Source organism: Thalassospira sp. MIT1004, assembly GCF_001858545.1.
Lineage (GTDB): Bacteria > Pseudomonadota > Alphaproteobacteria > Rhodospirillales > Thalassospiraceae > Thalassospira > Thalassospira xiamenensis.
In genome coordinates this window covers 42647-68477 of record NZ_MCAO01000045.1, presented here as the reverse complement: position 1 = coordinate 68477, position 25831 = coordinate 42647, and the positions used below count along the sequence as shown (strand labels likewise).

At 55.2% G+C, this 25831-nt stretch carries 24 protein-coding genes and 1 pseudogene; 6 read left to right on the top strand and 19 right to left on the bottom strand.

The window, feature by feature from the left end:
- Window positions 1-10 precede the first annotated feature (10 nt).
- Window positions 11-1198 (bottom strand): DUF3095 domain-containing protein, encoded by a 1188-nt coding sequence (locus tag BC440_RS19065; protein ID WP_071240973.1) that lies wholly within the window; start codon window positions 1196-1198, stop codon window positions 11-13.
- A gap of 33 nt (window positions 1199-1231) precedes the next feature.
- Complete coding sequence (locus BC440_RS19060) at window positions 1232-1447, bottom strand: SlyX family protein (RefSeq protein WP_007090472.1); 216 nt, start codon at window positions 1445-1447, stop codon at window positions 1232-1234.
- A gap of 110 nt (window positions 1448-1557) precedes the next feature.
- Here BC440_RS19060 and BC440_RS19055 point away from each other — a divergent pair, with 110 nt between their 5' ends.
- Window positions 1558-2094: a class I SAM-dependent methyltransferase gene (locus BC440_RS19055; RefSeq protein ID WP_007090471.1), complete on the top strand. Its 537-nt coding sequence runs from the start codon at window positions 1558-1560 to the stop codon at window positions 2092-2094.
- A 57-nt stretch (window positions 2095-2151) separates the two neighbouring features.
- On the opposite strand, the gene BC440_RS23655 is transcribed toward BC440_RS19055, so the two are convergent.
- The 3 genes and pseudogenes from BC440_RS23655 to BC440_RS19040 form a co-directional block, all read right to left on the bottom strand.
- A complete protein-coding gene (locus tag BC440_RS23655; RefSeq protein ID WP_278371480.1) occupies window positions 2152-2565 on the bottom strand; it encodes an NAD-binding protein in 414 nt (137 codons plus the stop codon).
- Window positions 2548-3054, bottom strand: a pseudogene (locus tag BC440_RS23650) (NAD(P)-binding domain-containing protein); the annotation flags it as partial. The pseudogene BC440_RS23650 and the gene BC440_RS23655, both read right to left, overlap by 18 nt.
- A gap of 263 nt (window positions 3055-3317) precedes the next feature.
- Complete coding sequence (locus tag BC440_RS19040) at window positions 3318-3731, bottom strand: tellurite resistance TerB family protein (RefSeq protein ID WP_007090469.1); 414 nt, start codon at window positions 3729-3731, stop codon at window positions 3318-3320.
- A 367-nt stretch (window positions 3732-4098) separates the two neighbouring features.
- On the opposite strand from BC440_RS19040, the gene BC440_RS19035 reads away from it, so the two are divergent.
- Window positions 4099-7236, top strand: a complete 3138-nt coding sequence (locus BC440_RS19035; protein WP_247643609.1) for an EAL domain-containing protein — start codon at window positions 4099-4101, stop codon at window positions 7234-7236.
- Window positions 7237-7283: 47 nt separating this feature from the next.
- On the opposite strand, the gene BC440_RS19030 is transcribed toward BC440_RS19035, so the two are convergent.
- From BC440_RS19030 to BC440_RS19020, 3 genes are all read right to left on the bottom strand, one after another.
- Window positions 7284-7928 (bottom strand): Crp/Fnr family transcriptional regulator, encoded by a 645-nt coding sequence (locus BC440_RS19030; protein ID WP_007090467.1) that lies wholly within the window; start codon window positions 7926-7928, stop codon window positions 7284-7286.
- Window positions 7929-8035: 107 nt separating this feature from the next.
- Window positions 8036-9421 carry a PepSY domain-containing protein gene (locus BC440_RS19025; protein ID WP_071240969.1) on the bottom strand — a complete coding sequence of 462 codons (1386 nt, stop codon included), beginning with the start codon at window positions 9419-9421 and terminating at the stop codon, window positions 8036-8038.
- A gap of 153 nt (window positions 9422-9574) precedes the next feature.
- A complete protein-coding gene (locus BC440_RS19020; RefSeq protein WP_139192148.1) occupies window positions 9575-10021 on the bottom strand; it encodes a DUF2946 family protein in 447 nt (148 codons plus the stop codon).
- A gap of 330 nt (window positions 10022-10351) precedes the next feature.
- Here BC440_RS19020 and BC440_RS19010 point away from each other — a divergent pair, with 330 nt between their 5' ends.
- A complete protein-coding gene (locus BC440_RS19010) occupies window positions 10352-12280 on the top strand; it encodes a heavy metal translocating P-type ATPase (RefSeq protein WP_071240967.1) in 1929 nt (642 codons plus the stop codon).
- Window positions 12281-12378: 98 nt separating this feature from the next.
- Window positions 12379-12948 (top strand): HdeD family acid-resistance protein, encoded by a 570-nt coding sequence (locus BC440_RS19005; RefSeq protein WP_007090462.1) that lies wholly within the window; start codon window positions 12379-12381, stop codon window positions 12946-12948.
- On the opposite strand, the gene BC440_RS19000 is transcribed toward BC440_RS19005, so the two are convergent.
- Together BC440_RS19000 and BC440_RS18995 are read right to left on the bottom strand one after the other, a co-directional pair.
- On the bottom strand, window positions 12945-14228 hold the full coding sequence (locus tag BC440_RS19000) for a glycosyltransferase (protein WP_071240966.1): 1284 nt from the start codon (window positions 14226-14228) through the stop codon (window positions 12945-12947). The genes BC440_RS19005 and BC440_RS19000 overlap by 4 nt on opposite strands.
- 79 nt (window positions 14229-14307) lie before the next feature.
- The gene (locus tag BC440_RS18995) at window positions 14308-17094 is read right to left on the bottom strand and encodes an ATP-dependent DNA helicase (RefSeq protein WP_071240965.1); all 2787 of its coding nucleotides are present in this window, start codon (window positions 17092-17094) and stop codon (window positions 14308-14310) included.
- A 101-nt stretch (window positions 17095-17195) separates the two neighbouring features.
- Between BC440_RS18995 and BC440_RS18990 the strand changes: the two genes are divergently transcribed.
- Window positions 17196-18041 (top strand): AraC family transcriptional regulator, encoded by an 846-nt coding sequence (locus BC440_RS18990; RefSeq protein ID WP_071240964.1) that lies wholly within the window; start codon window positions 17196-17198, stop codon window positions 18039-18041.
- A gap of 5 nt (window positions 18042-18046) precedes the next feature.
- On the opposite strand, the gene BC440_RS18985 is transcribed toward BC440_RS18990, so the two are convergent.
- The 6 genes from BC440_RS18985 to BC440_RS18960 all read right to left on the bottom strand — a co-directional run bounded on the left by BC440_RS18985 (window position 18047) and on the right by BC440_RS18960 (window position 21960).
- Window positions 18047-18649, bottom strand: a complete 603-nt coding sequence (locus tag BC440_RS18985; RefSeq protein ID WP_083379442.1) for a LysE family translocator — start codon at window positions 18647-18649, stop codon at window positions 18047-18049.
- A 173-nt stretch (window positions 18650-18822) separates the two neighbouring features.
- A complete protein-coding gene (locus tag BC440_RS18980) occupies window positions 18823-19191 on the bottom strand; it encodes a hypothetical protein (RefSeq protein ID WP_083379441.1) in 369 nt (122 codons plus the stop codon).
- 179 nt (window positions 19192-19370) lie between these two features.
- On the bottom strand, window positions 19371-19811 hold the full coding sequence (locus tag BC440_RS18975) for a YqaA family protein (RefSeq protein WP_083379440.1): 441 nt from the start codon (window positions 19809-19811) through the stop codon (window positions 19371-19373).
- A 64-nt stretch (window positions 19812-19875) separates the two neighbouring features.
- Window positions 19876-20172: a putative quinol monooxygenase gene (locus tag BC440_RS18970; protein WP_071241119.1), complete on the bottom strand. Its 297-nt coding sequence runs from the start codon at window positions 20170-20172 to the stop codon at window positions 19876-19878.
- A gap of 181 nt (window positions 20173-20353) precedes the next feature.
- A complete protein-coding gene (locus BC440_RS18965) occupies window positions 20354-20779 on the bottom strand; it encodes an organic hydroperoxide resistance protein (RefSeq protein WP_071240962.1) in 426 nt (141 codons plus the stop codon).
- A 149-nt stretch (window positions 20780-20928) separates the two neighbouring features.
- Window positions 20929-21960, bottom strand: coding sequence for an alpha/beta hydrolase (locus tag BC440_RS18960; RefSeq protein WP_071240961.1), 1032 nt, complete (start codon window positions 21958-21960; stop codon window positions 20929-20931).
- A 258-nt stretch (window positions 21961-22218) separates the two neighbouring features.
- Between BC440_RS18960 and BC440_RS18955 the strand changes: the two genes are divergently transcribed.
- Complete coding sequence (locus tag BC440_RS18955; protein WP_071240960.1) at window positions 22219-22674, top strand: MarR family transcriptional regulator; 456 nt, start codon at window positions 22219-22221, stop codon at window positions 22672-22674.
- Between the two features lie 27 nt (window positions 22675-22701).
- Here BC440_RS18955 and BC440_RS18950 read toward each other — a convergent pair whose 3' ends face one another.
- From BC440_RS18950 to BC440_RS18940, 3 genes are all read right to left on the bottom strand, one after another.
- Window positions 22702-23169 (bottom strand): DUF1801 domain-containing protein, encoded by a 468-nt coding sequence (locus BC440_RS18950; protein WP_083379438.1) that lies wholly within the window; start codon window positions 23167-23169, stop codon window positions 22702-22704.
- Between the two features lie 309 nt (window positions 23170-23478).
- Window positions 23479-23862 carry an MAPEG family protein gene (locus BC440_RS18945; RefSeq protein WP_071240959.1) on the bottom strand — a complete coding sequence of 128 codons (384 nt, stop codon included), beginning with the start codon at window positions 23860-23862 and terminating at the stop codon, window positions 23479-23481.
- Window positions 23863-23991: 129 nt separating this feature from the next.
- On the bottom strand, window positions 23992-25806 hold the full coding sequence (locus BC440_RS18940; protein WP_071240958.1) for a methyl-accepting chemotaxis protein: 1815 nt from the start codon (window positions 25804-25806) through the stop codon (window positions 23992-23994).
- Between the last annotated feature and the right edge of the window lie 25 nt (window positions 25807-25831).

Here is a 25831-nt window from a genome sequence, read left to right as displayed (position 1 = left end):
ATCAGTGTCGTTAAGTTGATGCGAGTTCTGCATGATCTGGTTGTGTCGGGAGCTTTTTCATCTTTGCTTTGCAGATGCTGGCCGCCGCGGTGTAACCGCCATCGGCTCCATCTAGGAAATGCAGGTGGGAGTCCTTTGCAATATCGGGAACGATGCAGGTCATCAGTGCTTCGTCCTGCTGTTTTATCCCAAACCAGATATCACCATTGTTTTCGGCATCCGACAGCAACGTTTCGATTTGTTCTGTTTGTGGTGCGGTGCAATTGACAGTCAGCCAGATACCATCGCCAAAGCGTCGGAAATCAGTATTGAGTTTGGTTTGTTCCCGATAATGCACCGGATCGAAATCGCCAAGATTCCGGCCAGTTTTAAACAGAAAAAGAGCAACGCAGGAGACGAAAAGCGCCTTGCACCATGCGCGCAGTTTTGATCCTTCGGTTCCCTGTGTTGCCAGTGCTTCGAGGCGCAGGCTTTGCCAGCCAATCCGGAAATCGGGGCCGGATTCCGGAACCGGATTGCTGTCGCGACGGTCCTGTTCAAGGATGCCAAACAGGGCGGTTGCGCAACGGTCAAAACGGGCTCGATCATCGCGGGGCAGCATGATTAGTGACAGGATTTTGCATCCATCCTCGGCCCGGATCGGCGACCATCGGCACGAAAGTCCGGTCAGATCGGGCTGCGTGCCAGACGGTGCCGGGGTAATCAGGTTATGGCCCTGTTTCATCTGTTCTTCGGCCCAGGAAATGCCGCGCCCGGAAAATACCGCATAGGCCAGCTTTTTTGATGCGAGAAAACGGGCAACCCGGACATTGTGACCACTTTTTCGGATTTCGTCGATGCGGACCAAGGCAACCCGCAAATCAAAACCCAGTTCTTCGCTTGCCCAGATGGCGGTCGCGGCAAGGGCATCGCGGACGGCGGGAACTTTGTCGGGTGGGCAGGCAATCGCGGCACCGTCCCCGCCAAAGATGAATGGAAAATCCGAATGTCCGATGGCATTGGTGGCTGCGGCAATGACCGACGCGCCGACCATATTGACTTCCTTGTAACGGCCTGCTTCGACCGCCTTGGTCGACCCGACGATATCGGATGTGCCAACCCACCAGTCATCGGGCAGTTCGCGATAAATTGACGGGTCAAGAACCTTGGCGAAATCGTCGAACACCGGGATGTCGAGATAGGGATTGGTCAACGGCATCTCTGGGGTTGGCGGGGCCAGTTCATGGCACCATTAATAATGAGGCGGAGGTGCATCATCTTCTGGTGATGTACGCAGAAAATCGACAAGCCGTTTTATATCTTCGGCCATTAATTTGTTGCGCCGTTCCAGCAGGTCGATCCGGTCCCACTGCGATTTGATCATGTCGGACATGTCATGTATCGAGCTTTCGAGATGGGCGATGTGGATTTCGAGTTCGTCGATACGGTTGCTTGCGTCTTGGCTCATGGCGCGATGGTTGTCCCGCTTGGATGGGTGAAAACTTGCCGGGGACAATGCCCTGTGGCAGGAGTAAGACACCAACCTAGCACAGATCAGAAAGATTGGTTAGCAGGCCCATGAGCGAATTATCCATCCTTGTCATTCTTGGCGTCGTTACAGCACTGATCGTGGTCTATGCCATCCGGTTGCGTGCGGTGCCGATGCCAAGTGGTCGCAAGGCACGCAACGAAATCATATCCTATCTTCCCAAGGAACCATGCCGGGTGACGGATTTCGGATCGGGATGGGGCGATCTGGCGATCAATATCGCGCGTGCTCGACCCGATATAACGGTGACCGGGATTGAGTTATCGCCGCTACCCTATGCGGTCAGCCGCATTCGCGCGCGGCTGGCACAGCTTGAAAACCTGTCGCTGGTGCGCGCGGACTTCAGAAAGCACGATCAGAATCCGGGGGATGTTGTGGTGTGTTTTCTTGACCCGCGGGTGATGGCCGATGTCGGCGATGTGTTAAACCAGCGCATGGCACCGGGCGGGATTGTGATTTCACGCGCTTTTGCCATTCCAGGCTGGCAGGCCTTTGGCGAAGTCCCGATGCAGTCGGGATCGGATATGCTTTACCTGTACCGAATGGGATCGCATCTGCCAGGATGAGGCGCTGTCTGGCTTGGAAAAAGCAGGATCGCCCAAGGACACCCTGCTTTTTGCGTGTCATTCTTCTTCGTAAATCTTGATCAGGGCGGAATGGTCAAGATCGCCGCCGCCCATTTCGATCAGTTCTTCGTAAAGTTCAAGGGCGAGCCGCGAGAAGGGCAGTTCAAGGCCCAGTTCGCCTTCGGAAAATTCAAGCGCCTGATACAGGTCCTTGCGCTGGGTCATGACCTTGCCACCTGGTTCGAAATTGCGTTCGATCATGCGTTCGCCGTGCTTTTGCAGGATCGCGGAATCCGCAAATCCGCCGGTCAGTGCGGAGCGCAATTTGCCCAGATCTACACCGGCTTCGTCGGCCATGGAAAAGGCTTCGGCAATCGCACCGATGGTGATGCCAACGATCATCTGGTTGGCGGCCTTGGCGATCTGGCCGGATCCGATTTCACCGACATGGGTGACGCGTGATCCAAGCACGCCAAAGACTCGCTGGACACGTTGAAAATCTTCTTCTTCGGCACCGACCATGATGGTGAGCGTACCGTTTTCAGCCCCGTGTGTTCCGCCTGATACCGGGGCATCGATCCAGTGACCGCCAGCTTCTTCGACGGCATCGGCAAAGCGCCGTGTGGCGTCGATGGCGGTCGTGCCCATGTCGACAACGATGGTGCCTTCTTCCATGCCGTCAATCACGCCATCCTCGCCAAGCAGCACGTTTTCAAGGGCTTCGGTATTGGCGACACAGATGATGACGATATCTGCATTCGCCGCCGCATCGGCCGGGGTGGGCGCGGTGGCAACGCCCAGATCGTCAAAGGCATTGAGCGTTTCGGGATTGCGCGTATTGACGGTCAGGATCGCCCCTGCTTTTTCGAGATTGAGCGCCATAGGACGGCCCATCAGTCCCAAACCGATGAATGCGATGTTTTCCCCGGCAAGTGCGGTCATAACGGTGTTCCTTCGTTTTGGCCAACGCGTGGGCCTTCGATGTGACGATCAAAAAGCGATCAGACGATCAAAATCATCCCGGCTGGTTGAACCGGGTGGGCGGCAGTCAAATCGCAAGTGCGGCCATAACATGGCGGTCTGACAAAGAAAGCAGCAATTCAGGGCGTTGCCCGGTTTTATGCGCGTTTCGTTCGGTTTCCGTCGTTATCGGCCGACGCTATGACGCTATGTCGTCGGAATGGAAATTATGTGGTCGTTCTGTGCCGTCTTTGCGCGATTGACTAAAACTCGCCGGGGCGGACATATCGCGCGGCCATGGCGCGTTCAATCGCGGCACTCACAAGGCGGTCAATATCGAGCCGATGACGTATCAGTTCGAGAATACGAAGTTCTTCCTGACTGATTTCGCTGTCCGACAGGACAATTTCGCAGGCAAAGACATAAGCGGTTTCGCGCAATTTGCGCGGCAGGGCTTCGCGGATCATGTCCAGCGTGCTGTCCAGGCCGTCTTCTTCGGCAAGCAGTTTGGCGCAATCGCGCGCAACCGCGGTGACACCGTCATTGTCAAAGCCGGCAAAAATCGGAAGATAGCGAACTCGACGCCCCATTGCGGACAGTTCCGCATCGGTGATGTCGTTATCCGAGGCCGAAACCATAACCATTGTGTAAATCAAGGCGTCCTGATGTGAGATCACGATGATTACTCCTTTTCCGGATGACTGACCGTTAACGGGTATTCCCGCGAAACGTCGACGCACCGGTTGATGGCGTGTGACAACTCCGATGGACATAGAACCTAAGACGGTATTTGATCTCCGGCAACAGTTAACCGCTTAAATATTCATGATTTTAATGATTACGTAGTGAAATGTGGAGCATCCTTTGGGTGTCGGAACACAGGGGGGCTTGCTGCGCGTGCATGTGCAGGGGCTGTGAACCGAAGGGGATGCTTAAAAAATTACAACATGTTAGCGTCAAGAACGCATCGCATTCTCTCTTGGGAATAAAATAGGCCTTTGCAGCGCATGGGGTAAAAGTTATGGTCTCGCAGCGATAACAAGAATGACGAATAAGCCGGGTATGGGAGTTATCATTTCAAGCAATGCTGCGGGGACTCTTGCGGCGTTGATTGGGCATCTTCGTGTCCCGTCGGGGGTTTATGACCCCATCGGCGAAAGCCTTCTTGTGAATGCGCCATGGGCGCAGACGATTTCACCCGACCTTGCCGATGATACCTGGCACAAGATTGATACCCATCCCCAAATCGCCCAAAATATCCGTGAAATCAGTGCCGAGGCCCTAAATGCCGTCGGATATTTTTCGCGTGTCGATAAAATTGATGGCCGCGATGTCCAATTCTTTGCCTGGCAGCTTTCACTCTCCGGGCAGGTTTTCATCCGGATCATCGCCCTTCAGGACGCAGATGCGACGACTGGCACCGGGGTTTTGATTTCGCCGCAGCCTGTTCTGGTGGTGGAGCGTGACGGCGGTTTGCGATTCTCCAACAAGGCAGCCGAGCAGGCCGCCCTTGAAATGGGGCTGCCTGGTGCATTGTCGCTGACTAAACCATCTGGCCAGCGTGCTCTGATCGAAGACGGCGAAAACATTGCCGACTGGGATGACATCCGAACCGTGCATTACGGGCAGCGGATTTATCAGTGGCAACGCATGCCGTTGCCGACACAGGATGCGATTGCACTTTTCGGGCAGGAACGCACCCGCGAGGAAAGCTATCGCCGTGCCCTTGAACATGCTGTGCACGGTATTATCGATCTGGCCGCCGATGGCACATTGACCAGTGTGAACGAAGAAGCCGCGACATTGTTTGGCTATGACAATGCCCGCGAATTGCGACAGGCCTATATTGCCAATAGCGAAAAGTTTTATGCCCGGGCCGAGGATTTGCGGGATTTGCGTCGTGACCTCGTATCGGGGGCAGGTATTCAGGCGCGCGATATCGAAATGCGCCGTCAGGATGGCAGCCAGCTTTGGGTGCGGATCAATGCCACCGAAATTCGTGGCGAAGGTGGATCGCTTCTGGGTTATAGCGTCACGGTTACCGACATCACCAAAAGCCGTCAGGCGGAATATGATCTGCGCCGCCGTCAGGAACGTTATCGCGCGCTGGTCCAGACCGCAGGCAGCGTGATCCTGTTCCTTGATAGCGAAGGTCGCATTCTGGAATATAACCGTGAATGCGAATGGACATTCGGCTTTTCCTGGATGGAAGCCGCCGGGCAGAATTTCTTTGATTTCCTGTTGCTTGACGGTGAACGCGATCTGGTGCGTCAGGGCATCAAACGCCTGATTTCCGGCGAGATCATCAAGGACGAAGTCATTTCATTCCGGCGCCGCGATGGCGAGGTTCGCCTGTTGCAATGGAATGCACGTGCGCATTTCGGCGAGGATGGCGACGTATCGGGCGTGATCTGCATCGGGCAGGATGTGACCGAAAAGCTGTCGGTCGAACGTGCCCTTCGCCGGGCCGAAGAAAAATATCGCGGCATTTTCGAAAATTCCGCCGAAGGTCTTTATCAGAGCCGCCCGCTTGGCGATATCCTGTCTGCCAATCCGGCCTTCGTATCGATCCTTGGCTATGACAGTGCCGATGAATTGCTGGTGTCCCAAGCCGGGTTTTCGCAATGTTACCTGAACCCGACCAATCGTTTGCGCCTGACGGGAAAGCTTATGCGCGATGGCGTGGTTCAGGGGTTTGAGGCCGAGATGCGCCGACGCGACGGCAAGATCATCTGGGTCGAAGAAAATGCACGACTGGTACGCGATGACAAAGGTGTTCCGGTTCTGATCGAAGGATCGATCACCGACATCACCGACCGCAAACGCAGCGAAGCACGTATCCAGTTTCTGGCCCATCATGACGGATTGACCGGACTTCCGAACCGCACCCTGTTTCAGGAACGCCTTGCAGCCGCGGTCAAGCGTGGCAAGCATGAAAAGCGCAGTTTCGTGCTGATGCTGTTTGATCTGGATAACTTCAAAGACATCAATGATACGCTTGGGCATCCCATCGGCGACCTGCTCTTACAGGGGGTTGGGGAACGCATGCGGGTTTGTCTGCGCAACGAGGATGTTGTCGCACGCCTTGGCGGGGATGAGTTTGCCGTCCTGATCCATGATCCGGGTACGGTCGAGGAAGTGACCCTTGTTGCACAGCGCCTGATTGAAAGGGTTTCGGAACGCTTCATGCTGGACGGGAACGAGGTGCAGGCATCGACATCGGTCGGTATCTGCATGTTCCCGCAGGACGGGCGCGATGAAAAGGACCTGTTCCGCAATGTTGATCTGGCGCTTTATTGTTCCAAGGCCGAAGGACGTAACCGGTATCATTTCTTCGAACCGCGTTTGCAGGTCGAAGTGCAGGAACGCAAGGCGCTTGAACGCGACCTTAGTCATGCGATTGAAAATGACGAGCTGGAGCTGTTCTATCAGCCGATTATTGATATCGCGAACCACAAGATCATCGGAATGGAGGCGCTGGTGCGCTGGTTCCATCCGTCCCGCGGGCAGGTCAGCCCGGTCGATTTCATTCCTGTGGCCGAACGCATGGGCATCATTGCCGATGTTGGCCATTGGGTGCTTAATCAGGCTTGCAAACAGACCCGGCAATGGGTCGATGCCGGATATGGTGAACTGACGATTTCGGTCAATCTGTCGCCGCTGGAGCTTGCCCGGCACGAAGACCTGATTGAAAGTGTCGGCGATGTTCTGGAACGGTCGCGTTTGAACCCGACCCAGCTGCAGTTTGAAGTCACTGAAAGTGCGGTGATGGATAACCCGCGCGAAGCGGCGATCACGCTTGGCATTTTGCGAAATCAGGGCATCCGGATTGCAATTGATGATTTCGGCACAGGTTATTCATCGCTGGCCTATCTGAAACGATTCCCGGTCGACAAGATCAAGATAGACCGGTCGTTTATCATCGACCTCGACAGCCGCGATGGCAATGCCGCGATTGTGCGCGCGGTGGTGTTCCTGGCGCGGTCGTTTGGCATGGCGGTCAATGTCGAAGGGATCGAAACCGAAATGCAACTGGAACGCATCGTCTCTGAAGGCGTTGATGAGGTACAGGGCTTCTATTTCAGCAAGCCGATCCCTGCCAGCGATTTTGAAATGCTGTTGAAATCGAATGTGACCATGCCGTTCGATGTGTCCTTTGGCGGGAACACGCGGCCGCACTGATCATGCAGGCGACCGCATTCCCGGTTTTCAACAGGTTTCGTCCGTTATCACGCGGCGCGGTGGTCCCAGAAATCACCGGCCTTCTGGCGCACGCGATCCCGGTCGATCACGACCGTTGACGGGCGTGACCGGCTTTTGCGCAAAACACCCTGACGGCGAAGATCGGCAATCATGCGGCTTGCGGTTTCGGTGGTTGTGGCAATGATGCTGCCCAGCTTGTCGCGTGTCGGCAGCGGGCAGTGATCATCCTTGGCACTCCAGAGCAGGAAACGGCAAATCCGGCGCATCGCCGATCCGGTCCCCAGATTGACCTTCCAGTTATAGCCATCGACAACCTCGCGTGCGAGCAGCCGCAGGATCGCCTGTTGCAGTTCGGGATTGGTCGCCTGTGCCATTCGGATGCGCGCAACCGGAATGCGCATCAGGACCGTCGGCGTCAGGGTTTCGCTGATCAGTGAAAGACCCGGTTCGACAACCGTTTCAAGCCCGATCAGATCACCGGGGCGGAACACGCGGCAGACCTGACGTTCGCCATCTTCGGCATAATGACATTGCATCACAAGGCCCGACAGGATGCGATAGATATATTCGCCTTCCTCTTCGTGGTGCCCGATGGCGGCATTGGCCCCCATATCAAGGGCCGGGTTTTCAGCAAGTTTCTCAAGATGTTTCAAGGCGTCTTCGTTGTTCATGGGGAACTCCCGATGGCACAAGGGAGATACGCGGCACGTTGCGGGGTGCCGCGTATCGACACCAGATCTTTTGTCCAGCCGGACGGCTGGTTTGCATTGTCGAACCTTCAGGCCACGCGCAATGACCGGGCGGGGCGGGCCACAAACAGCCAGTCCAGGAACCAGATCACCAGCATGGATACACCGACGACCGGGTAAATGATTCCGCCAATCGCAAGGATCGCCGTCACCCCGACCAGGCTTTTTGTCCGGCGCGGCAAGGGCGGTATGCCCAGCGATCCGGTCGGGCGGCGTTTCCACCACATCACCCCGCCAGATACAGCCATAAAGACAATCGCGGCACAGACAATCATCAGGACAATCTGGTTGATCACCCCGTATTCCTGACCCATATGGACATTGATCGCCCATTCCATGATCCGGCCAAAGATGCCGTAATCCTGATATCCCATATCAATCAAAGGCCGACCTGAATATTGGTCCAGATGAATGACGCGCTGCTGGGACAGGTCATCGGGATAGATTGATGCGCTGTAAACACCGGTTTCACTGCTTGGCAATGAAATCGCATAGCCGGGTGCAATCCCAAGTTCTGCGAACTTTGCCACGGCGGCATCGATGCCAAACGGAGTTGGTGTGCCACCATTGGCAGTTGACGTGCCATCAACCGATAACGGGATCTGGGCGTTTTCGGTGGTCCAGCCGGTTTCACCAAAAGCCTTGATCATCGGGACGGTCGAAAGGGGCACATCGACGCGAACACCCGATGGATAGCCGCTCGGCGTACCATTGGCGAATTCGTTGGCATATTTACCCCAGAATACTGACCAGAACATGCCGGTCGCGGCCAGAAACACGATAAAGAAGCCAACGAAAATGCCGGTAACTGCATGGGCATCGCGCCACCAGCGCCGACGCGCCGGGATATCGCGCACGGTTAGAACGCCGCCGCTTTGATTGCCACGCGGCCACCAAAGATAGGTGCCTGTCGCGACCAGAAGGATGCTCCATCCCGCGGCGATTTCGATCAGGTAATTGGTAACGATACCAAATTCGGCCAGGCTGTGAATGCGGCGCACCAGCCACATGATCGTGCCGCGATCTGGCATCGATCCCAGTACCAGCCCGGTATAGGGATCGACATAAACCGACCGGCGATCACCCGCCGATGTGGCAATGACGATTTCGGTGCTTCGGTCCGGCGAGGTCGGCGTGATGATTTTGACCGGTTTGTCCCCGACGAAATAGCGCACGGCATCAACCTGTGTGCTGATCGGAAGTGGCGGTACATCCAGAACATTGACGAATTTCAGGTCGGAATAGACCCAGTCATCGATTTCGTCACGGAAAAGATAGGCTGCACCAGTGACGGCCAGAAGAATCATAAAAGGCAGAACAAAAAGTCCGGCATAGAAATGCCAGCGCCAGACAGCGCGATAAAGGCTGCTTGTCCCTTTGGGCGCATTTTTGGCATGTGCCGATGCGTTTGGCATCACGATATCCCCAATTCGGTCGCGGGTCTGTCGGGATACGGGCGCATTGGCCCGATGATCCCTACCCGGAACTCAATTAATCTGAAGTTGACCACGCTGGGCGGTCCGGGGCCAGTAAGGGCAACGGACATCATCCATCGGGCCGGGAGACAGTCAGACGGGAAAGGGCGGGGCGCGGGGCGATGCCGCAATCGGACAGAAATCATGCAGGCGTGCCGTGATATGAAGGGCGGTGACCGCATTGGACATCCGCACGCGATGGATCAATGGCAATTCCGGTTCGACGGGCAGGCCGACCGCATGATTGCCAAGGCCGCAAATCGCGCATTGGAATCCTTCATAGGCACTGGAATGAGGGGAAGAACCGCCTTCTTCTGTTGCACCAGCCGGGACAGATATCGTCTTGATGCCATTGGCGGTACAGATGATCAGCGGGATAAAGTTCTGATCGGCGTTGCCCCCGACAGCGGCCGGGGTATTGGCAAGCGCGACCGGCGCATGCATAAAGCCGAACATCAGGGCGTTTGCCAGCAAAAAGCACGCGACAGCAACCGACAGGCTGCGTCTGAGTGCCGAATATATCTGGCGGGTTCTGATCACGGCTTTCAATCCATTCCGGAAAGATACTTGCCTTCAATAATCCCTTGAAGGCAGGGTGTCAAAACCTCTTGGTGTGAACCACTTATCAGCAATTTTTTATAATCGTTCCTATAACAATTGAAATTCGCTGATTTGACTTGGTTACGACGAATTGCACCAACAGTGTTTTGGCATTCTGAAAGCCAAAAAATTTTGTCTCAGATTTCGAAACGCCGGTTGTGACGAAGGCTGTCAAAGCTTCCAGCATGCGGTTTGCAAATAGTTTTCGGTAAAACTCCTGTTTGGGGCTAGGCTTCATTACCTGCTTTGGTCATTTGCGGAGAACCTCCTATGCATGCCTATCAGCACGGTGGTGTGCCAGAACAGAAAACGCCCATATGGTCTGCGGTTCGTCTTAACCGGGCGGTTCTGATTTTGACCGTTGTCGGCATTGTCACCCATTTTGCCTTGATACCGGTTTCGATCTCTGTACCGGTTTTCGGGCATGCCGCGATGGATTGGCCACTTTTTGCAGTGATTGCACTGGGCGGTGGGGTTTTGATTTTTGAAATCGTGCAAAAGGCGCTTGCCCGGGATTTCGGTGCGGATTTTCTGGCGGTGCTTGCCTTTGTCACCGGTGTGGTGTTGGGTGAATATCTGGCAGCGGCGCTGATTATCCTGATGCTGAGCGGTGGGCAGGTTCTTGAAGCATTTGCCATGCGCAAGGCATCTTCGGCGTTAAATGCGCTTGCCGATCGGATGCCGCGTGTGGCGCATCGCAAAGACGGCGAAAACATTACCGACATCAGCCTTGATGACATCGTGATCGGTGATCTGATTGCGATTTTCCCGCATGATACTGCCCCGGTCGATGGGGTGGTCGTCGATGGTCATGGCGCCATGGATGAAAGTTACCTGACCGGGGAGCCGTTTGTTGTGGCCAAGGCACCAGGGGCATCGGTGCTTTCAGGTGCGATCAACGGAGATGCGGTTCTGGTCATTCGGGGGGAGAGGCTTTCAAGTGAGTCACGCTATGCCCAGATCATGCAGGTCATGCAGGAAGCCGAACAGAAACGCCCGAAAATTCGCCGGATCGGGGATCAGATCGGGGCGTGGTTCGCCCCGTTTGCCTTGCTGGTTGCTTTTATCGCTTGGTATCTGAGCGGTGATTCCGTGCGGTTTCTGGCAGTCCTGGTCGTGGCAACGCCGTGTCCGCTTTTGATTGCCATTCCGATCACGATCATGAGCGCGATTTCCATGGCCGCCAGACGGGGCATCGTGATCAGCGATCCGACGGTTCTGGAACGGTTGCCGACATGTAAAACGGCAATTTTTGATAAAACCGGAACACTGACATATGGCCGACCTGAACTGGTCGAGGTTCTGCCCGCCAGCGGTCACGGCGCGAACGAGGTTTTGCGCCTGGCCGCCAGTCTTGAACGATATTCAAAACATCCGCTGGCAACCGCGGTGCTGGCAGCGGCAGAAAGCCGCAAACTGGCGCTTGGCGATGTGGCACGAGTATCAGAAAAGCCCGGGCAGGGGCTGGTCGGGGCTGTGGATGGTCAGGAGATTGCGGTGACCCACCGCAAAAAGCTGATCGCAAGTGACCCGGCCATGGCCGAAATCCTGCCGCCCGATGCAAGCGGACTTGAATGCGTGATCATGATTGATGGCGCCTATGGTGCGACATTGCGTTTCCGCGATAGCCCGCGTGCCGATGGCAGGAATTTCGTCGGGCATCTCGGGCCGGTTCATAATTTCAACAAGGTCATGCTTCTGTCAGGGGATCGCGCAAGCGAGGTCAGCCATCTTTCAAAGCTGCTTGGCATTGATGAGAGTTTTGCCTCACAAAGTCCGGAGCAAAAGGTTGAAATCGTGCGGCGCGAAACGGCGCTTGCGCCCACGCTTTTCATGGGGGATGGCATTAATGATGCGCCCGCGCTGGCGGTGGCAACCGTTGGTATCGCCTTTGGTAAACACAGTTCTGTAACGGCCGAGGCCGCCGGTGCCGTGATCCCCGAAAGTTCGCTTCAGGCGGTTGACGAACTGTTTCACATCAGCATGACCATGCGGCGCATTCTGCTGCAAAGTGTGATCGGTGGCATGGTGTTATCGATCTTTGCCATGGGCTTTGCTGCCTTTGGCTACATCAGTCCGGTGGCTGGTGCCGTGCTGCAGGAAGGGATTGATGTCATTGCGATCGTCAATGCCTTGCGCCTTGCCCTGGCGGGCAACATCCGCGCCGATCTTGTTGGGGATGAAAAGCAGATATCCTGAACATATCATCGACCGGAACCAAGCTTTGATGGCGGCGTTTATACAAACGACGGATCATATTTAAAGAAATCGGTAAATGAAACCAAAGGGACAGGTCCATGACACTCGTTGTAAATGACGGCACGCCGGAAATGCGCGCACTTCTGGAAAAGGGACGCAAACGGCTTCGGACTGTCGGGATCGTTCTGCTTTTGCTGGGTATTCTTGCCGTCGCCTTCCCGTTTGCCACTACGATTGCGTTTAAAACCGTGATCGGCTGGTTGTTTATCATCGGGGCTGTCGGGCATTTTTACGGCGCTTGGAATGCCGATACACCAACGCGCCGCTGGATCGATGTGGTGCAAGGCGTTCTGTTCGCGCTTGTTGGCGGGTGGCTGGCCTTTTTCCCGCTGACCGGGATTGTGACCCTGACCGTGTTACTGGCAATTGCCTTTATCCTGCAAGGATTGCTTGAACTTGCCATGGCGTTCCGCCTCAGCCAGTTTCCCGGCTGGAAATGGATGCTGTTTTCCGGCGGTATCGCAGTGCTTGCCGGTGTTTTAATATTCGTGGAATTGCCAAGTGCTGCCACTTGGGCGATTGGATTGTTGCTTGGGATTAATCTGATTTCGTCAGGTTTGAGCTATCTGATGGTGTCAATGGCAATGCGAACGGTTACCAAGAGCTAAGCTGCGATTTCTGTGCCGTTCAGGATCAGATCAACCGCCGTAGCAACACCGTTTTCATGCGAAATTTGTTTGGCAATTCGTTTTGCTGTTTCGTGAACCTGTGGTGTTGCCAGAATGTCGCTTATGGCGCTGGCAAGACATTTTGCATCAAGCTTCGATGAGGGGATCAACTGGTGGGCAACGCCGATCGTGTAAAGCCGTTTGGCCCAGAATGGTTGATCGCCAAAGAACGGTACAATAATGGATGGGCATCCCGCCCGTAATGCTGCTGCACACGTTCCGGCCCCCCCATGATGTATGGCGGTCTTTACATGTTTGAACATCCATTCGTGTGGCACTTCCCGAACGGCATAAATGTTGGATGGCCAATCAACATCGGAAGCAATGCCGCCCCAACCGGTTGCAATGATTGCCTGGACATTTGCCTGTTTGACCGCATCAATCAACATTTGGGCGGTCTTTTGCGGATTGGTGGCGGGCATGGAGCCAAACCCGATATAGATCAGTTTTTGACTGTTTTTGATAAAGCTCGTCATTTCGGTGCTTGGCTCGTACAAAGCATCATTTACAAACCAATAGCCCGTGACAGCAGCTTTTTTCGGCCAGTCATTTGGGCGCGCTATGATGGCGTTGCTATAGGCGTTTAGAACCGTGATGGCTCCGAACTTTTGTGATTTTAGGATATCAAATTTCTGATACGGGATGACTTTATGCCGTTTTGATGCCCAATCGCGGAGACTGTTGCGCAACGACAGATTAACCAACCCCTTCACAAGCTTCCCTGTCAGAAGGTTATATTTCTGGCAATCCGCCATATTGGGAAAGCCGATATGCGGATAGGCACGAGTTGGAATGAGGGCTGGGATCAACTGGGCCAGAATGGCTGGGATTGCAAAATGATCAGCAATTGCCAAGGCGCCAAAGGCTTTTGGATGAAATACTATTTTGTCTGGCCTGATCCTATTAATGGTTTCAAAAATATCATCAAGAAGCGCACCTTGAAGGTCTCTTCCTTGCGCACGCAATTTTACGATACTGCTTATTTTCTTTAGGAATCCGGTGCCCGGATTTGACGCATTCGCAAATTGTGGTTTGCTGGTCAGATTTATTAACGCATCTGTTAAGGGCGCAAATGCGAGGCCGTGTTGTTGTACTAACGATTGGAAGCGCCCGGGGGCGGCAAGTGTAACCATATGGCCGGTTTGTTGTAACCCGTACGCCAAAGCAATGAAGGGCTGGATGTCGCCGCGTGTGCCATAGGTCATCAACAATATATGCATATCGCGTCCTTCGGCGGAAAATGGGCGTATTGCAAAATCGATTTGTTGTCAGATGTCAGGTGAAGTTGACCCGCACAGATTACTTTAGCAGATTTCCATTGTTGGCGTTTGGCCTTAAAAACGCCCGTGTCTGTTCAATCGCTTCGCGCATGCCGACCCGTTGGACATTGACATCGTCGGGGAATGCACCCAGCAATCGCGACGGCATCCGGTTATCAAGCAGCACAAATACCCCACGGTCTTCCGCGCGGCGAACAAGGCGACCAAAGGCCTGCTTCATCCGAAGGCGCGTCAGCATGTCGTCGTATCTCGCACCATGAAATGCGGCCTTGCGCGCCCGGTGCAGGATATCGGGGCGGGGCCATGGCACGCGATCAAACACGATCAGGCGGAGGCTATCACCGGGCACATCGACCCCGTCGCGTACCGCATCGGTACCCAATAGACAGGCATCACGTTCAACCCGGAAAATATCGATCAGGGTTGAAACATCCATACCGTCAATATGCTGTGCCAGAAGCTGCAACCCGGCATCGTCAAGCGGCCCGGTCAGGCGGTCATAAACCGCGCGCAAACGGTTGATCGCGGTAAACAGGCCAAGCGCGCCGCCGCCGGACGCCAGAAACAGTTCGCGATAGGCCGCCGCCACATGATCGGGGTTATCACGGCCAAGGTCATTGATGATGAAAACCTTGGTCTGTTTGGCGTAGTCGTAGGGGCTTTTCATCGCCGCCCGGATCGCGGGCATTGGCATGTGCGATGCGCCGGTGCGGTCTTCGGCAACGCCCCAGTCAAACATTTCATCGCCCGTGCCATCGCGGAGCGTGGCCGACGTGATCACCAACCCATGGGCGGAGGGTGCCAAGGCCGCGGTTAAAGGCAGTGTGGGGTCAATATGATGGCGGTGCATGCCGACATCGAAATCGCGGCCAAACTGCCGTTCGATGGCAAACCAGTCGACAAATTCCGGCGGGGTGGCATCGACAAGGCTTTCAAGCATCCCGCGCCATGCGGCGACCTGCATGATCGCACGCCGTTCAAGGGACCGGATTGCGGCGTCAAGGCGCTGGCGTTCAGCACTTTCAAGCTCGTCAGCTTTTTCATCAAGCATATGGGCGATAATCTTGATCAAGGCCTTGGCCGGTTTTTCAAGGGCTGCCAGCGCACGGTCAAGATCGGCCGCACTGGCCAGAACCGGGTCAATCGCCGGTTTGCAATCGGTTTCAATCGAATAACCCCGATCGCCCTCGGCGGCACGGGCCATGACCTGTGCCCGGACATGGGCAAGGAAAAATTCCGCCGGGCCCTTGGCATGTTCAGCCCCGTCATGAATGCGCATCAGCCAGCCCTGTTCGGGCAGGCATTGGGCTGCCTGGATTACTGCGTTGACGGCATCGCGCAGTTCGTCCCGATCCATGATCAGGGTTTCAAGTCGTTGTTTAAGGCCGCGTGCGCGTGACTGGCCCTTGTTTTCGGCGCCCAGTAACCAGCGGCGTAATTCTGCCCCTTCCTGCCCGGTCAGATGGGCGGAAAAGGCTTTGTCGGCGGCATCAAAAAGATGATGCCCCTCGTCAAAGACGTAACGGGTCGGCATTGATGCATCGTCAAGCCCGCCAAGGGCAGCCTGCACCATCACCAAGGCATGATTGGCGACCACGATTTCGGCCAACCTTGCGCGCCGGACGGTTTTTTCAACAAAACAGCGCGAATAATGCGGGCAGGCGGCATAAATGCATTCGCCGCGCTGATCGGCCAATGCACCGGTAAAACGATTGCCGATCAGTTCGGTCAGCCATGCCGGGAAATCACCGCCGACCATATCGCCATCGCGCGTTTGCGATGCCCAGCGCGCCATAAGCCCCAGCGGGATCGCCTGATGGGGCTGTTGCGCCAGCGGTCTTTGGGCTTCTTCGAAATTCAGAAGGCACAGGTAATTTTCGCGGCCCTTGCGCACGACTGCCTTCAGGCGTTTGTCCTTGGGATCGTCATAAAGGCGGTTCAGTTCCTGATCGATCTGACGTTGCAGGTTGCGGGTATAGGTCGAAATCCACACCGCCCCGTCATTCTTTTGTGCCCAGATTGAGGCCGGGGCAACATAACCCAGCGTCTTGCCCGTCCCGGTCCCTGCCTCGGCTAGGACGATATTGGGTGTACCTTCGGCGGTGCGGGGCGCGAATGCCGAACAGACGGCGGATGCATAATCAGCCTGTTGCGGGCGTTCTTCCGCCCCGTCGCCCAGTAGCTTTTTCAGCCGTTCACGGGCATCCTTTGGATCGACCGGATTGTTGCCGGGTGGCGGTGGCGGGGCATGTTCGGCCCATTCGCCCATTTTTTTCCAGACTTTAAGCCCTTCATAGGCGGCAAATTTATGCGGCCCGTCGCCATCGGCACCAAGGGCGGCCAGAACCGGCACGCCCCACATCCAATGCCCGCGCGCCATCGGCCATGCAATGGAAAGCGCACGTGCACGCTTTTCACGCGGCAGGGTGGCAAGTTCCTGCAACAATCGTTTCATCGCCTCGGCCAGGGCTTCGGCCTGTCCGATCAGATCATCGCATGCCCGTTGTCCTGTCGCCATGGCAAGCCCGCGTGGTGTGGGGACGCAAAACTGCGCCGGGCGGACAAAGGCAAACAGTTCCAAAAGGTCATGGGCCTGAAACGGATCGGATTTCATCCGCCGTGCCGATGCCGGGGTATGGACAAGGATCGGACGTTGGGATCGCGCCCGTTTGGCCGCCGCCCCATGCGGCAATTCTTCTATTTCGCCATCGGGTGACAGAAAGACAGCATGGCGCAATCCGACGACCATGACGGGTGCGTCGGGTGGCATGAATTTCGGCGTGGGATCAGAACGATCATCGAACATTTGGGGGACTATAATCAGGTCGGGCCACTGGTGCCACCGGTGAAATTAACCTATCTTCGGATTTTCGCGTTTTCATTCCCAAAGATGGTTCGGGCGTTTCAATGGGCAAGGCAAAATCAGATAAGCAGTGTTTCTGGCGTGATGCCGGTTTGCCGTTTGTGGAGCTGCGCCGGGTCGATGACGGGCGGAGTGTTTGTTATGAACGCCACAGCCACGACACGTTTTCAATCGGCATCGTCAAGGGTGGGCGCAGTACCTATTGGAACCGGGGCAAGACCCATGAAACCGGCAAGGGATCGGTTGTGGTACTGAACCCTGAGGATGTGCATGGCTGCAACCCGGTGCCGGGCGGCGGGTGGTGCTATGACATGCTGTTTGTCGATCCGGCATGGCTTCTGGATTTGCAGGTCGAAATCGATGCCGATGCCGCCGGGCGGTTTGCGATGTTTTCCGACACCATCAGCCATAGTCCAATGCTGTATTCCGGCCTGCAAAGCCTTGCCGATACATTGATCGACCCTGATTGTGACCGGCTGGCCAAGGAAAGCACGATGGTATCGTTCTTTGCTGATCTGCATGTGGCGCTTGATCGGCGCGGTATCTTGCGTGGGGTTGGCGGTGCGACGGATAAAAACAAAATGGGCCGGGTTGCAGATTATATCCGGGCCTATTACGCCGAAGACGTCAATCTGGATGACCTTGCCGGGGTGATCGGGGTTTCGCGATCCTATCTGGTGCGCGCGTTCAAAAAGGCACATGGCATGACGCCCTATGCCTTTCTGATCAATTGCCGGGTGCAGAAGGCGCGCCATGCCCTAAAGCGCGGGGAGCGGATTGTTGACGTTGCCCTTGATTGCGGCTTTGCCGATCAGGCGCATTTTCAACGGGTTTTCAAACGCCTGATGGCGACCACGCCGCGCCATTATGCGATGGCGCATGTCGCCTGAGCCAATCAGGTGACGATCAGATAGGCCGCACTTGCGACCAGTAGCAATGCCATGATCCGGTTAAACAGCCGGATATGGGCGGCATCGTTTAAAAATCGGCCGAGAAACGCCCCGGCATAGGCCCAGCAGGCGACCGAGGCAAAACAGACCGCGAAATAAAGCACTGTGAATTCCCAGACCAGTGCCGGCGCACCATTGGCGGCATAGGCCCCCATGCCTGCAACCGCGGCAAGCCAAGCCTTGGGGTTAACCCATTGCAGCAATGCGCCGGTGATCATCGATGGTCCCTTGTCCGCGCGCGTTTTGCCCAATTCGCCCGATGTGGTGGCAAGCTTGAAGGCCATGAACAGCAAAAACGCCACCCCGGCCCATTGAATGACTGTCGTCAGGTTGGGAAAAATCACCAGCAATTCATGCAGGCCCAACCCGATCAGAAGCAATAACAGGCAAAAGCCGCTGGTCGCGCCGAACACAAGTCGCAGGCTGGGTCGAAAGCCGTAATGGACCCCGGAGCTGAGGATCAGGATATTGACCGGGCCGGGCGTGATCGAGGCGGCAAGCGCGAAGGCAGCCATCGACAGATAAAGGCTTGGGGCGGCGGCAAGCATGGGTTGGCGATCCTTTTAGTGGCTTTGCTGGATGCAACAATGCGCCGCAGGTCTTGGGGTTTATTGAACGATATTGCCCTGCCGGTTGTGATCGCCCATAAAAAAAACGGCATCCGGGAGTTGGCCCGGATGCCGTCTTGGACGGATCAATTACCTCGGGGGAGGAGATCCGCTTAGTTTTCTGTCAGTTTCATCAACTGACTTGCACAGGCGTCGGCGATTTCCGTGGTCGGGGCATCATTGCCAGGCATGGTGGCCCAGCCTTGAGCTGCGACGAAATCATCACGCTTGTAGGAGCTTTCCTCTTTAAGGGCGGCAAGCTGCATGGTCTGATTGGTGGGGGTCTGGGTTTTGAACTGCGCAACACAAATCGGGGCGAGGGCGGTAATGACCGCATCCTTGCTTTGCGTGTTGGCCATTTCGGTTGCGGTGCTGCCCGAAACGACCCAGCTTGCGCTAAAGCCGATGATCGTGATGGCAACGGCACCGATAACACCGCCCCAGATTGCGGGTTTTACCCAGACTGGAATTTCCATATTCATAATATACTCCCATTCATTTTGTGAAATTTATAAATAATTGCTCGTTTTTATTTCACTCAATGAAATCATGGGGGCACCATTTTAGCAAATTAACTATATTTTTATATAATTGATGTGGCTATTGTGTTTTCGACAATTTGCGCGTTTCGATTTTATTGTGTATTTTGTTTTGATGAATATTATGAATATCCAAGTAGGTTGGCGATCCAGCCCGCGCCACCGGCAATCATTGCATATCGTGCCGCCTTGCCAATCGTCACCAGCACGATAAAGGGCAAAAAGCGCACCCGCATGACACCGGCAAAGAGTGTTAGCGGATCCCCGATTATCGGCAGCCACGCCAGCAAAAGCGACCAAAGCCCGTATTTGCCAAACCAGTGTGAGGCACGATCAAGGGCATCTGGCGATACCGGGAACCATCGCCGATCCTTGAAATGATCGATATACAGTCCAAGCCCCCAGTTGACGCACGAGCCCAGAACATTCCCCGCCGTCGCGACGACAACCAGCCACCACGCCGCATGATCACCCGATGCGACAAGGGCTGCCAAGGCCACCTCGGACGTGCCAGGCAGTATGGTGGCGGATGTCAATGCCGACAGAAACAAGGCGAAAAGCACGGATAAAGGTCCCGTTCTGGTCAAATGGGCTAGATCAGGCGAAGGCAGGAATTAAGTTCAGGCTTCAGGATTTAACGGTGAATTTCTGAAGGCTGATAGGTTCTGCCAGTAATTCATCGCCAAGGGCGCCAAAGGCGCGCAGGTATGGTGTTTCAAAATGAAGGGCGAGGTCTTCGTCAGAGCGCCAGTTTTCATAAGCCATCCAGATCGCCGGGTCTTCGTTGGATTGATGAATATCGTAACTGATGCAACCTTCTTCGGCGCGCGACGGTTCGACAAGTGCCAGAAGCTGTTTGCCAAGTTCGGCTTCCTTGCCCGGTTTGGCGCGTGCGATGGCAAGAACGGTAAGCTTGGTGGTCATCAATGTTTCCCATGAAATTTTTGCGGTATTTTTGCTGCCACGGATCATCAGGGCAGAGGCCGCATCGGGCAACTGTTAAATGCCGACAAATAAAAGCCCGGTGCAGGGGAGATGCACCGGGCTTGGCTTCGGCATATACGGATCAGGGGAGGTTCCGTGCCGAAGAAGGGCCGTTTTTCGATCAGGCGATGTGCGAGGTTACATCGACATTGCCGCGGACCGAGTTGGAATACGGGCAGATTTTGTGGGCTTCTTCGACCAGCTTTTCAGCATCGGCCTTATCAAGGCCCGGCAGCGAGATATGCAGGTCAACCGCAAGGCCGAAACCGCCAGCCGCACGCGGGCCGATGCCGACAACAGCCTTGACCGAAACATCAGACGGAACTTTCGGGCCGCCCTGGGAGGAGACGAATTTCATCGCGCCGATGAAACAAGCCGAGTAACCCATTGCGAAAAGCTGTTCGGGGTTGTTGCCTTCGCCACCTGCACCGCCGAGTTCTTTCGGCGTGGTCAGTTTGACATCGAGGCTGCCGTCTTCGGTTTTCGCACGGCCGTCACGGCCACCGGTTGCACTTGCTGTTGCGCGGTATTTGACATCTACAGACATGGTTTTCTTCCTTTGTTTGAACGTGATGGTTCTAAGGTTTCGATAACCCGGCTGATCAGGGCGTTGGTTCGGTTAGTGCCCCAGATGATATGTCGCCGGGTGGGTGGGGGCGCAACCGCGCCCCCGAAAGAAGTTGCAGAAAGTTCAGGTTATTCGCCGTAGAAGGCGTTCTTCAAAAACTGGCTGGCCTGGGCGGTTGCGGCCTTGGCAGCCGGGGTGTCGGCGATGGCATTGAGCATGACGAAATCATGGATCGTGCCGTTGTAGCGAACCGTGGTGACATCCACCCCGGCCTGGCTGAGTTTGCGGGCATAAGCTTCGCCCTCGTCACGCAGCACGTCGTTTTCATCGGTGATGATCAGGGCAGGTGCCTGTCCGGCCAGCAATTCCTGCGGGGCGTGGATCGGCGTTACTTTCGGATCGGTGCGGTCCGTACCTTCGGGCAGGTACTGGTTCCAGAACCATTCCATTGCCGCCTTGGTCAACCACGGGCCATTGGCAAACTCGGTATAAGAGCCATTTTCAAAATTCGCATCGGTCACCGGATAGAACAGGACCTGGGCGATGATTTCAGGGCCTTTGCGCTGCTCGGCCAACAAGGAAACAACCGCGGTCATGTTGCCACCGACACTGTCCCCGGCAATCGCCAGTCGGGTCGGATCAACGTTAAGCTGTTCACTGTGTTCGGCGACATATTTGGTCACTGCATAATCCTGTTCAATCGCGATCGGGTATTTGGCTTCGGGTGAACGTTCATAATCAACGAAGACGACAACTGCATTTGCCTGTACGGCGATTTCGCGGATCAGACGGTCGTGGGTTTCCTTATCCCCCAGAACCCAGCCGCCACCGTGGAAGTAGACGACAACCGGCAGGCGGTCGGTGTTGCCTTCGGGGCGGACGATCCGGACCCGGGTTTCGCCGGTCGGACCGACAGGGAAGACGGTATCGGTAACATCGGCGGCGCGTTTTGCAATCGGGCCTGCCTGCGCACCGGCCAGAACATTGCGGGCATCAGCCGGGCTGAGCGTGTAGATCGGCGCACCGCCCGAAGCGGTCAGAGCATTGATGAAGTTCTGGGTGTTATTTTCGAGAACCGGATTTGCCAGTGCGGTCGTGGTGGCCAAGGTTGCTGCCAGAGCAAATGCAGCGGAGGCAACAGTCGTTTTGAATGTATTCATGATCTTGTTCCTTTTGGCTGTCTGGATGGTGCCGCTGTGCGGCGTTTTCCGTTTCGATGATTATGAGATAGCATGCGATTTAATCGCGTGCGATATAAATTTGAGAATATGAGCCATGCAATTAAATCGCTTGTAATTAAATCGCGTGCGATATATTAATGTGGGTTTGATTTGAAATCGGCCGTGTTACGAGCCGCAGAAGCAGCCCCCAGTGACTGCCAGTCGGCCCGGCCCGATAGGACAAAGGAGAACGCCACTATGGACAATCATGATAACAATCCGCTCAGGCTTGAAAACTTCCTGTGCTTTTCTGTCTATGCGGCCAGTCATGCGTTTAACCGTATCTATAAACCGCTTCTTGACGCGCTTGAGCTCACCTATCCGCAATATCTGGTGATGGTGACCCTGTGGGAGGAGGATGATCAGCCGGTTCGCAGCATTGGTGAAAAGCTGTTTCTGGAATCCAGCACCTTGACGCCTTTGCTTAAACGGCTTGAGGCGGCGGGACTGGTTAAACGTACCCGTGATCCAAAGGATGAACGTTCCGTACGTATTACCCTGACAGCAGAGGGCAGGGAATTGCGGCAAAAGGCACTTGATGTACCGCGTTGTGTTGGCGAGGTGGCGGAACTTGATCTTTCGACAATCAAACGCCTGATCGATGATCTGGGCCAGTTGCGTGACAATCTTGAGGCAAATGCATCGCGGAAATAGCGATGAAAACGTTCAAGCAAGCGGCGACTAGCGTTTGGGTGTCGGTTTGCGCCGGTCCTGATGATAAGTCAGCGCCCAGCCAAGCACGGTTTTAATTGCTTCTTCGGGAAACGGGCGATCCAGCGCAAGCAGGATCGCCCGATTTCCTTGGCATTCCAGAACCCCGTCAAAATGGCTACGGACCCGATCAATCAGGTCGGTCTGGCAGTTGACGTAAATGGCGATCCGGTCGGGTGCCTTTGGTTTCCAGTCGGCCCGGATGGTCGTCCCCGACCCGGAGGGCGTTACCCATGCCGGTTCCCCCCATTTCAGGGTTTCCGTAATCATCCCGATAGGGATATTTGCCGCCAGTTCGAAAATCCACCCGCGAATTGTCATTAACGCCGAGCGGGCATCGTCGGGATAGCATGCTAATTTGGTCGAAAGGTCAGCGGCCAGTTTGGGAATCGTGCCGGGGTCAGATCGGCCTATTCCGAAGGATTGCGTCTGGTTCATATTCCTGCCCGGCATCCGATGCATCAGCCAGACATCATAGCGCAGAAAAAGAAAGGGCGCGATGTTCTGGTGGAAATCGCGCCAAGTTTGCTGTCAGGGACAGCAGGGAGGCATACATCAAGGTTCAGATTGTCTGCGAGAACAGAAAACCACGGAATGCAGCCACCGGCATATCCCCATATGAGGAGGTTAAAAGCATATCGCGTATTTCGTCGAAGATGGCGGGATGCGATCCGGGCATGGAAAAGGCTGCAAGCCGGAACTTGCAGCCTTGTAGGGGACTGGTCCCAGAGCGGGGCCAGTTTTTATCTAGATGCTTTGGATCAGAAGCCAGATGGCAGCGCAGAACATGACGGCATGCTGTATCAGCATGGAGGGGGCGACCAAGGCAATTGATGCGGTCAGGGTGCCCCAGGCGTGAAGAATCCGTGCGACAATGAAGGCCGCGGCAACCAGCCAGATGATGTCAGACGTTGCCAGAACAGCCTCGAGTGCGAGCACGACAAGAATACAGAAAGGCGCATTTTCGATGAAATTGCCATGCGCGCGTATCCGGCGTTGCAGGGCTTCGTCACCACCATCGCCACGGGCCATTTTAAGGTCGCGGCGCCGCAAGGAAACATTCAGACTAAGAGCGATCAGCATTAGGGCAAAAATGCCAGTCAGGCAGACGGTAACGGTGATCGGCAGCATGTGCATGGTCCTTTGACGCGTTGCGATGAAACAGCTTTGCCTGATTGGCGGGGCGATGCAAGAGGCAGCATACAAACAGGCCGGAAATATCCGGCCTGTGCTTGGATCGGTTTGTCTGGGTCTGCTGTGTCATTCGGCGGCGCGAAGCACGGGGGGCTGATATTGCCCCGATTTGCTTGCGGCTTCCGTGCTATCGCCCTGCACGCGCTTCATCGCGGTGATGAAATCGCTGATCTTGCTGTTCAGGAAACCCGCCTGATGGGCGGTATGATCGGCATTTTCGTGCACCGTGATCGCGCTGTTGCCGACATCAGTAACACTGGATTGAATCGTGGTGACATTTTCCGAAACGCGTTTGGCACTTTCAGAAACGAAATCAACATTGCGGGCAATCTCGCGTGTTGTGGCGTTCTGTTCTTCGACGGCACCGACAATGGCCGTGACATAACTATCGATGCTGTTGATCACGGTGCCGATATTGGTGATGGCATCGGTTGAATTGCGCGACACGCTTTGAATGCGTTCGATCTTGCGGGTGATTTCATCGGTGGCCTTTGCCGTCTGATTGGCAAGGTTTTTGACTTCTCCCGCAACCACGGCAAATCCTTTGCCTGCTTCACCGGCGCGCGCGGCTTCGATCGTGGCGTTCAGGGCCAGAAGATTGGTCTGATCTGCAATCTGGGTAATCAGTTGCACGACTTGGCCCACTTCTTCTGCGACTTCCTGCAGGTTGCGCATTTCGGTCTGGGAGGTATTGGAATGTTCAACAGCGTTATGCGCAATCCCAGAAAACTGTGTGATCTGGGATGAGATTTCGTCAATCGCTGCAACCATTTGTTCGGTTGCAGCACTAAGCGACTGAGCACTTGCTGATGATTCTTCTGCCTCGGTGGCAACAGCACCGGCGAGCGATCCTGCCTGTGTACTTTGGCTTTGCATGGTTTCGGCACGTGAGAGAACTTCATTGGCGCCTTTGACGATATCGGCAAACGTATTTACAAGAGTTTCGCAAAATTCTTTTACCAGTCGATCCGTCTCTGCCCGGCGTTTCTCATCAAGTGCGCGTTGTTGTTCCTGCATGGCTTCAAGTTCACGGGCCTTGATCATATCTGCCTGAAATACCCGCATCGCATCAGCCATCTCGCCGACTTCATCGCGGAAGGCGGAAACCGGCACCGATGTATCAAGTTTACCTTTTGCCAGATCGCCCAGAGCTTCTGTCAGGCGATGCAACGGACGGGTAATCGACCGTCCCAAAAGCCACGCCAAAAGTATGCCTGATACGAGCGCAAAGCCCGACAAAGCGGTGATCAGAGTTTTGCCCATGCGTTCGTCTTCCAACGCCTTGTTCATTGACAGCTGGGTGTAGTTCGCGACTTCGGCAAGAAGGGCTTCAATGGCGGTATTAAGGTCTTTTTGCAGTTTCTCTGTCGCTATGACAGCGTCCGCGACGTCGGACGTGCTTGCTCCATTGTCAAGAGCTTTGAAAATGTTGGCGACTTTGGACTCGTAAGTGCGATGATCCGCTTCTATGCGCAAAAGGGCCGCTTCGACAGCGGCAAATTCTGTCCGGTCTGCATTATTTGAAAGCTCGGTGAGATAGGCTTTTACCATTCTGGTTGCTTCACGGAGCTCCACATCGGACTGTTTTGAAATTTCATCGAAATTAGCCCGAACACTGGTTTCGCTCTCGCTATGGGAGTCCACATTGCGGAAACGCAGCGACTTTTCCATCAGGATGGCTTGTTCAAGCTGATGCTGCGTGATTTTTTCAAGCATCAGTGTCAGAGGCAGGTCGCGCGCGGTAACCTGTTCCAGCTCATTGCCGATCACGGTCATTTTGTATATGGCGATGCTGCCAAGCAAACCTGAAGTTAACAACAGCCAGCCCGCAAGACTGTATAGGCGCTGCGCAATATTTGACTTCCACACCCATCCAAACATTTAGTTTCCCTCGCGAAAAAGCAGA

What these genes read in the sequence shown, in the direction of transcription:
- BC440_RS19065 (WP_071240973.1), bottom strand. Translation starts at nt 1,198, where the DNA reads ATGCCGTTGACCAATCCCTATCTCGACATCCCGGTGTTCGACGATTTC.
- BC440_RS18950 (WP_083379438.1), bottom strand. Translation starts at nt 23,169, where the DNA reads ATGAACCAGACGCAATCCTTCGGAATAGGCCGATCTGACCCCGGCACG.
- BC440_RS18940 (WP_071240958.1), bottom strand. Translation starts at nt 25,806, where the DNA reads ATGTTTGGATGGGTGTGGAAGTCAAATATTGCGCAGCGCCTATACAGT.
- BC440_RS19060 (WP_007090472.1), bottom strand. Translation starts at nt 1,447, where the DNA reads ATGAGCCAAGACGCAAGCAACCGTATCGACGAACTCGAAATCCACATC.
- BC440_RS18965 (WP_071240962.1), bottom strand. Translation starts at nt 20,779, where the DNA reads ATGTCTGTAGATGTCAAATACCGCGCAACAGCAAGTGCAACCGGTGGC.
- BC440_RS18945 (WP_071240959.1), bottom strand. Translation starts at nt 23,862, where the DNA reads ATGCTGCCGATCACCGTTACCGTCTGCCTGACTGGCATTTTTGCCCTA.
- BC440_RS18960 (WP_071240961.1), bottom strand. Translation starts at nt 21,960, where the DNA reads ATGAATACATTCAAAACGACTGTTGCCTCCGCTGCATTTGCTCTGGCA.
- BC440_RS18985 (WP_083379442.1), bottom strand. Translation starts at nt 18,649, where the DNA reads ATGCTTGCCGCCGCCCCAAGCCTTTATCTGTCGATGGCTGCCTTCGCG.
- BC440_RS19035 (WP_247643609.1), top strand. Translation starts at nt 4,099, where the DNA reads ATGACGAATAAGCCGGGTATGGGAGTTATCATTTCAAGCAATGCTGCG.
- BC440_RS19030 (WP_007090467.1), bottom strand. Translation starts at nt 7,928, where the DNA reads ATGAACAACGAAGACGCCTTGAAACATCTTGAGAAACTTGCTGAAAAC.
- BC440_RS19000 (WP_071240966.1), bottom strand. Translation starts at nt 14,228, where the DNA reads ATGCATATATTGTTGATGACCTATGGCACACGCGGCGACATCCAGCCC.
- BC440_RS19055 (WP_007090471.1), top strand. Translation starts at nt 1,558, where the DNA reads ATGAGCGAATTATCCATCCTTGTCATTCTTGGCGTCGTTACAGCACTG.
- BC440_RS18995 (WP_071240965.1), bottom strand. Translation starts at nt 17,094, where the DNA reads ATGTTCGATGATCGTTCTGATCCCACGCCGAAATTCATGCCACCCGAC.
- BC440_RS18970 (WP_071241119.1), bottom strand. Translation starts at nt 20,172, where the DNA reads ATGACCACCAAGCTTACCGTTCTTGCCATCGCACGCGCCAAACCGGGC.
- BC440_RS19025 (WP_071240969.1), bottom strand. Translation starts at nt 9,421, where the DNA reads ATGCCAAACGCATCGGCACATGCCAAAAATGCGCCCAAAGGGACAAGC.
- BC440_RS18980 (WP_083379441.1), bottom strand. Translation starts at nt 19,191, where the DNA reads ATGAATATGGAAATTCCAGTCTGGGTAAAACCCGCAATCTGGGGCGGT.
- BC440_RS19005 (WP_007090462.1), top strand. Translation starts at nt 12,379, where the DNA reads ATGACACTCGTTGTAAATGACGGCACGCCGGAAATGCGCGCACTTCTG.
- BC440_RS18955 (WP_071240960.1), top strand. Translation starts at nt 22,219, where the DNA reads ATGGACAATCATGATAACAATCCGCTCAGGCTTGAAAACTTCCTGTGC.
- BC440_RS18990 (WP_071240964.1), top strand. Translation starts at nt 17,196, where the DNA reads ATGGGCAAGGCAAAATCAGATAAGCAGTGTTTCTGGCGTGATGCCGGT.
- BC440_RS19010 (WP_071240967.1), top strand. Translation starts at nt 10,352, where the DNA reads ATGCATGCCTATCAGCACGGTGGTGTGCCAGAACAGAAAACGCCCATA.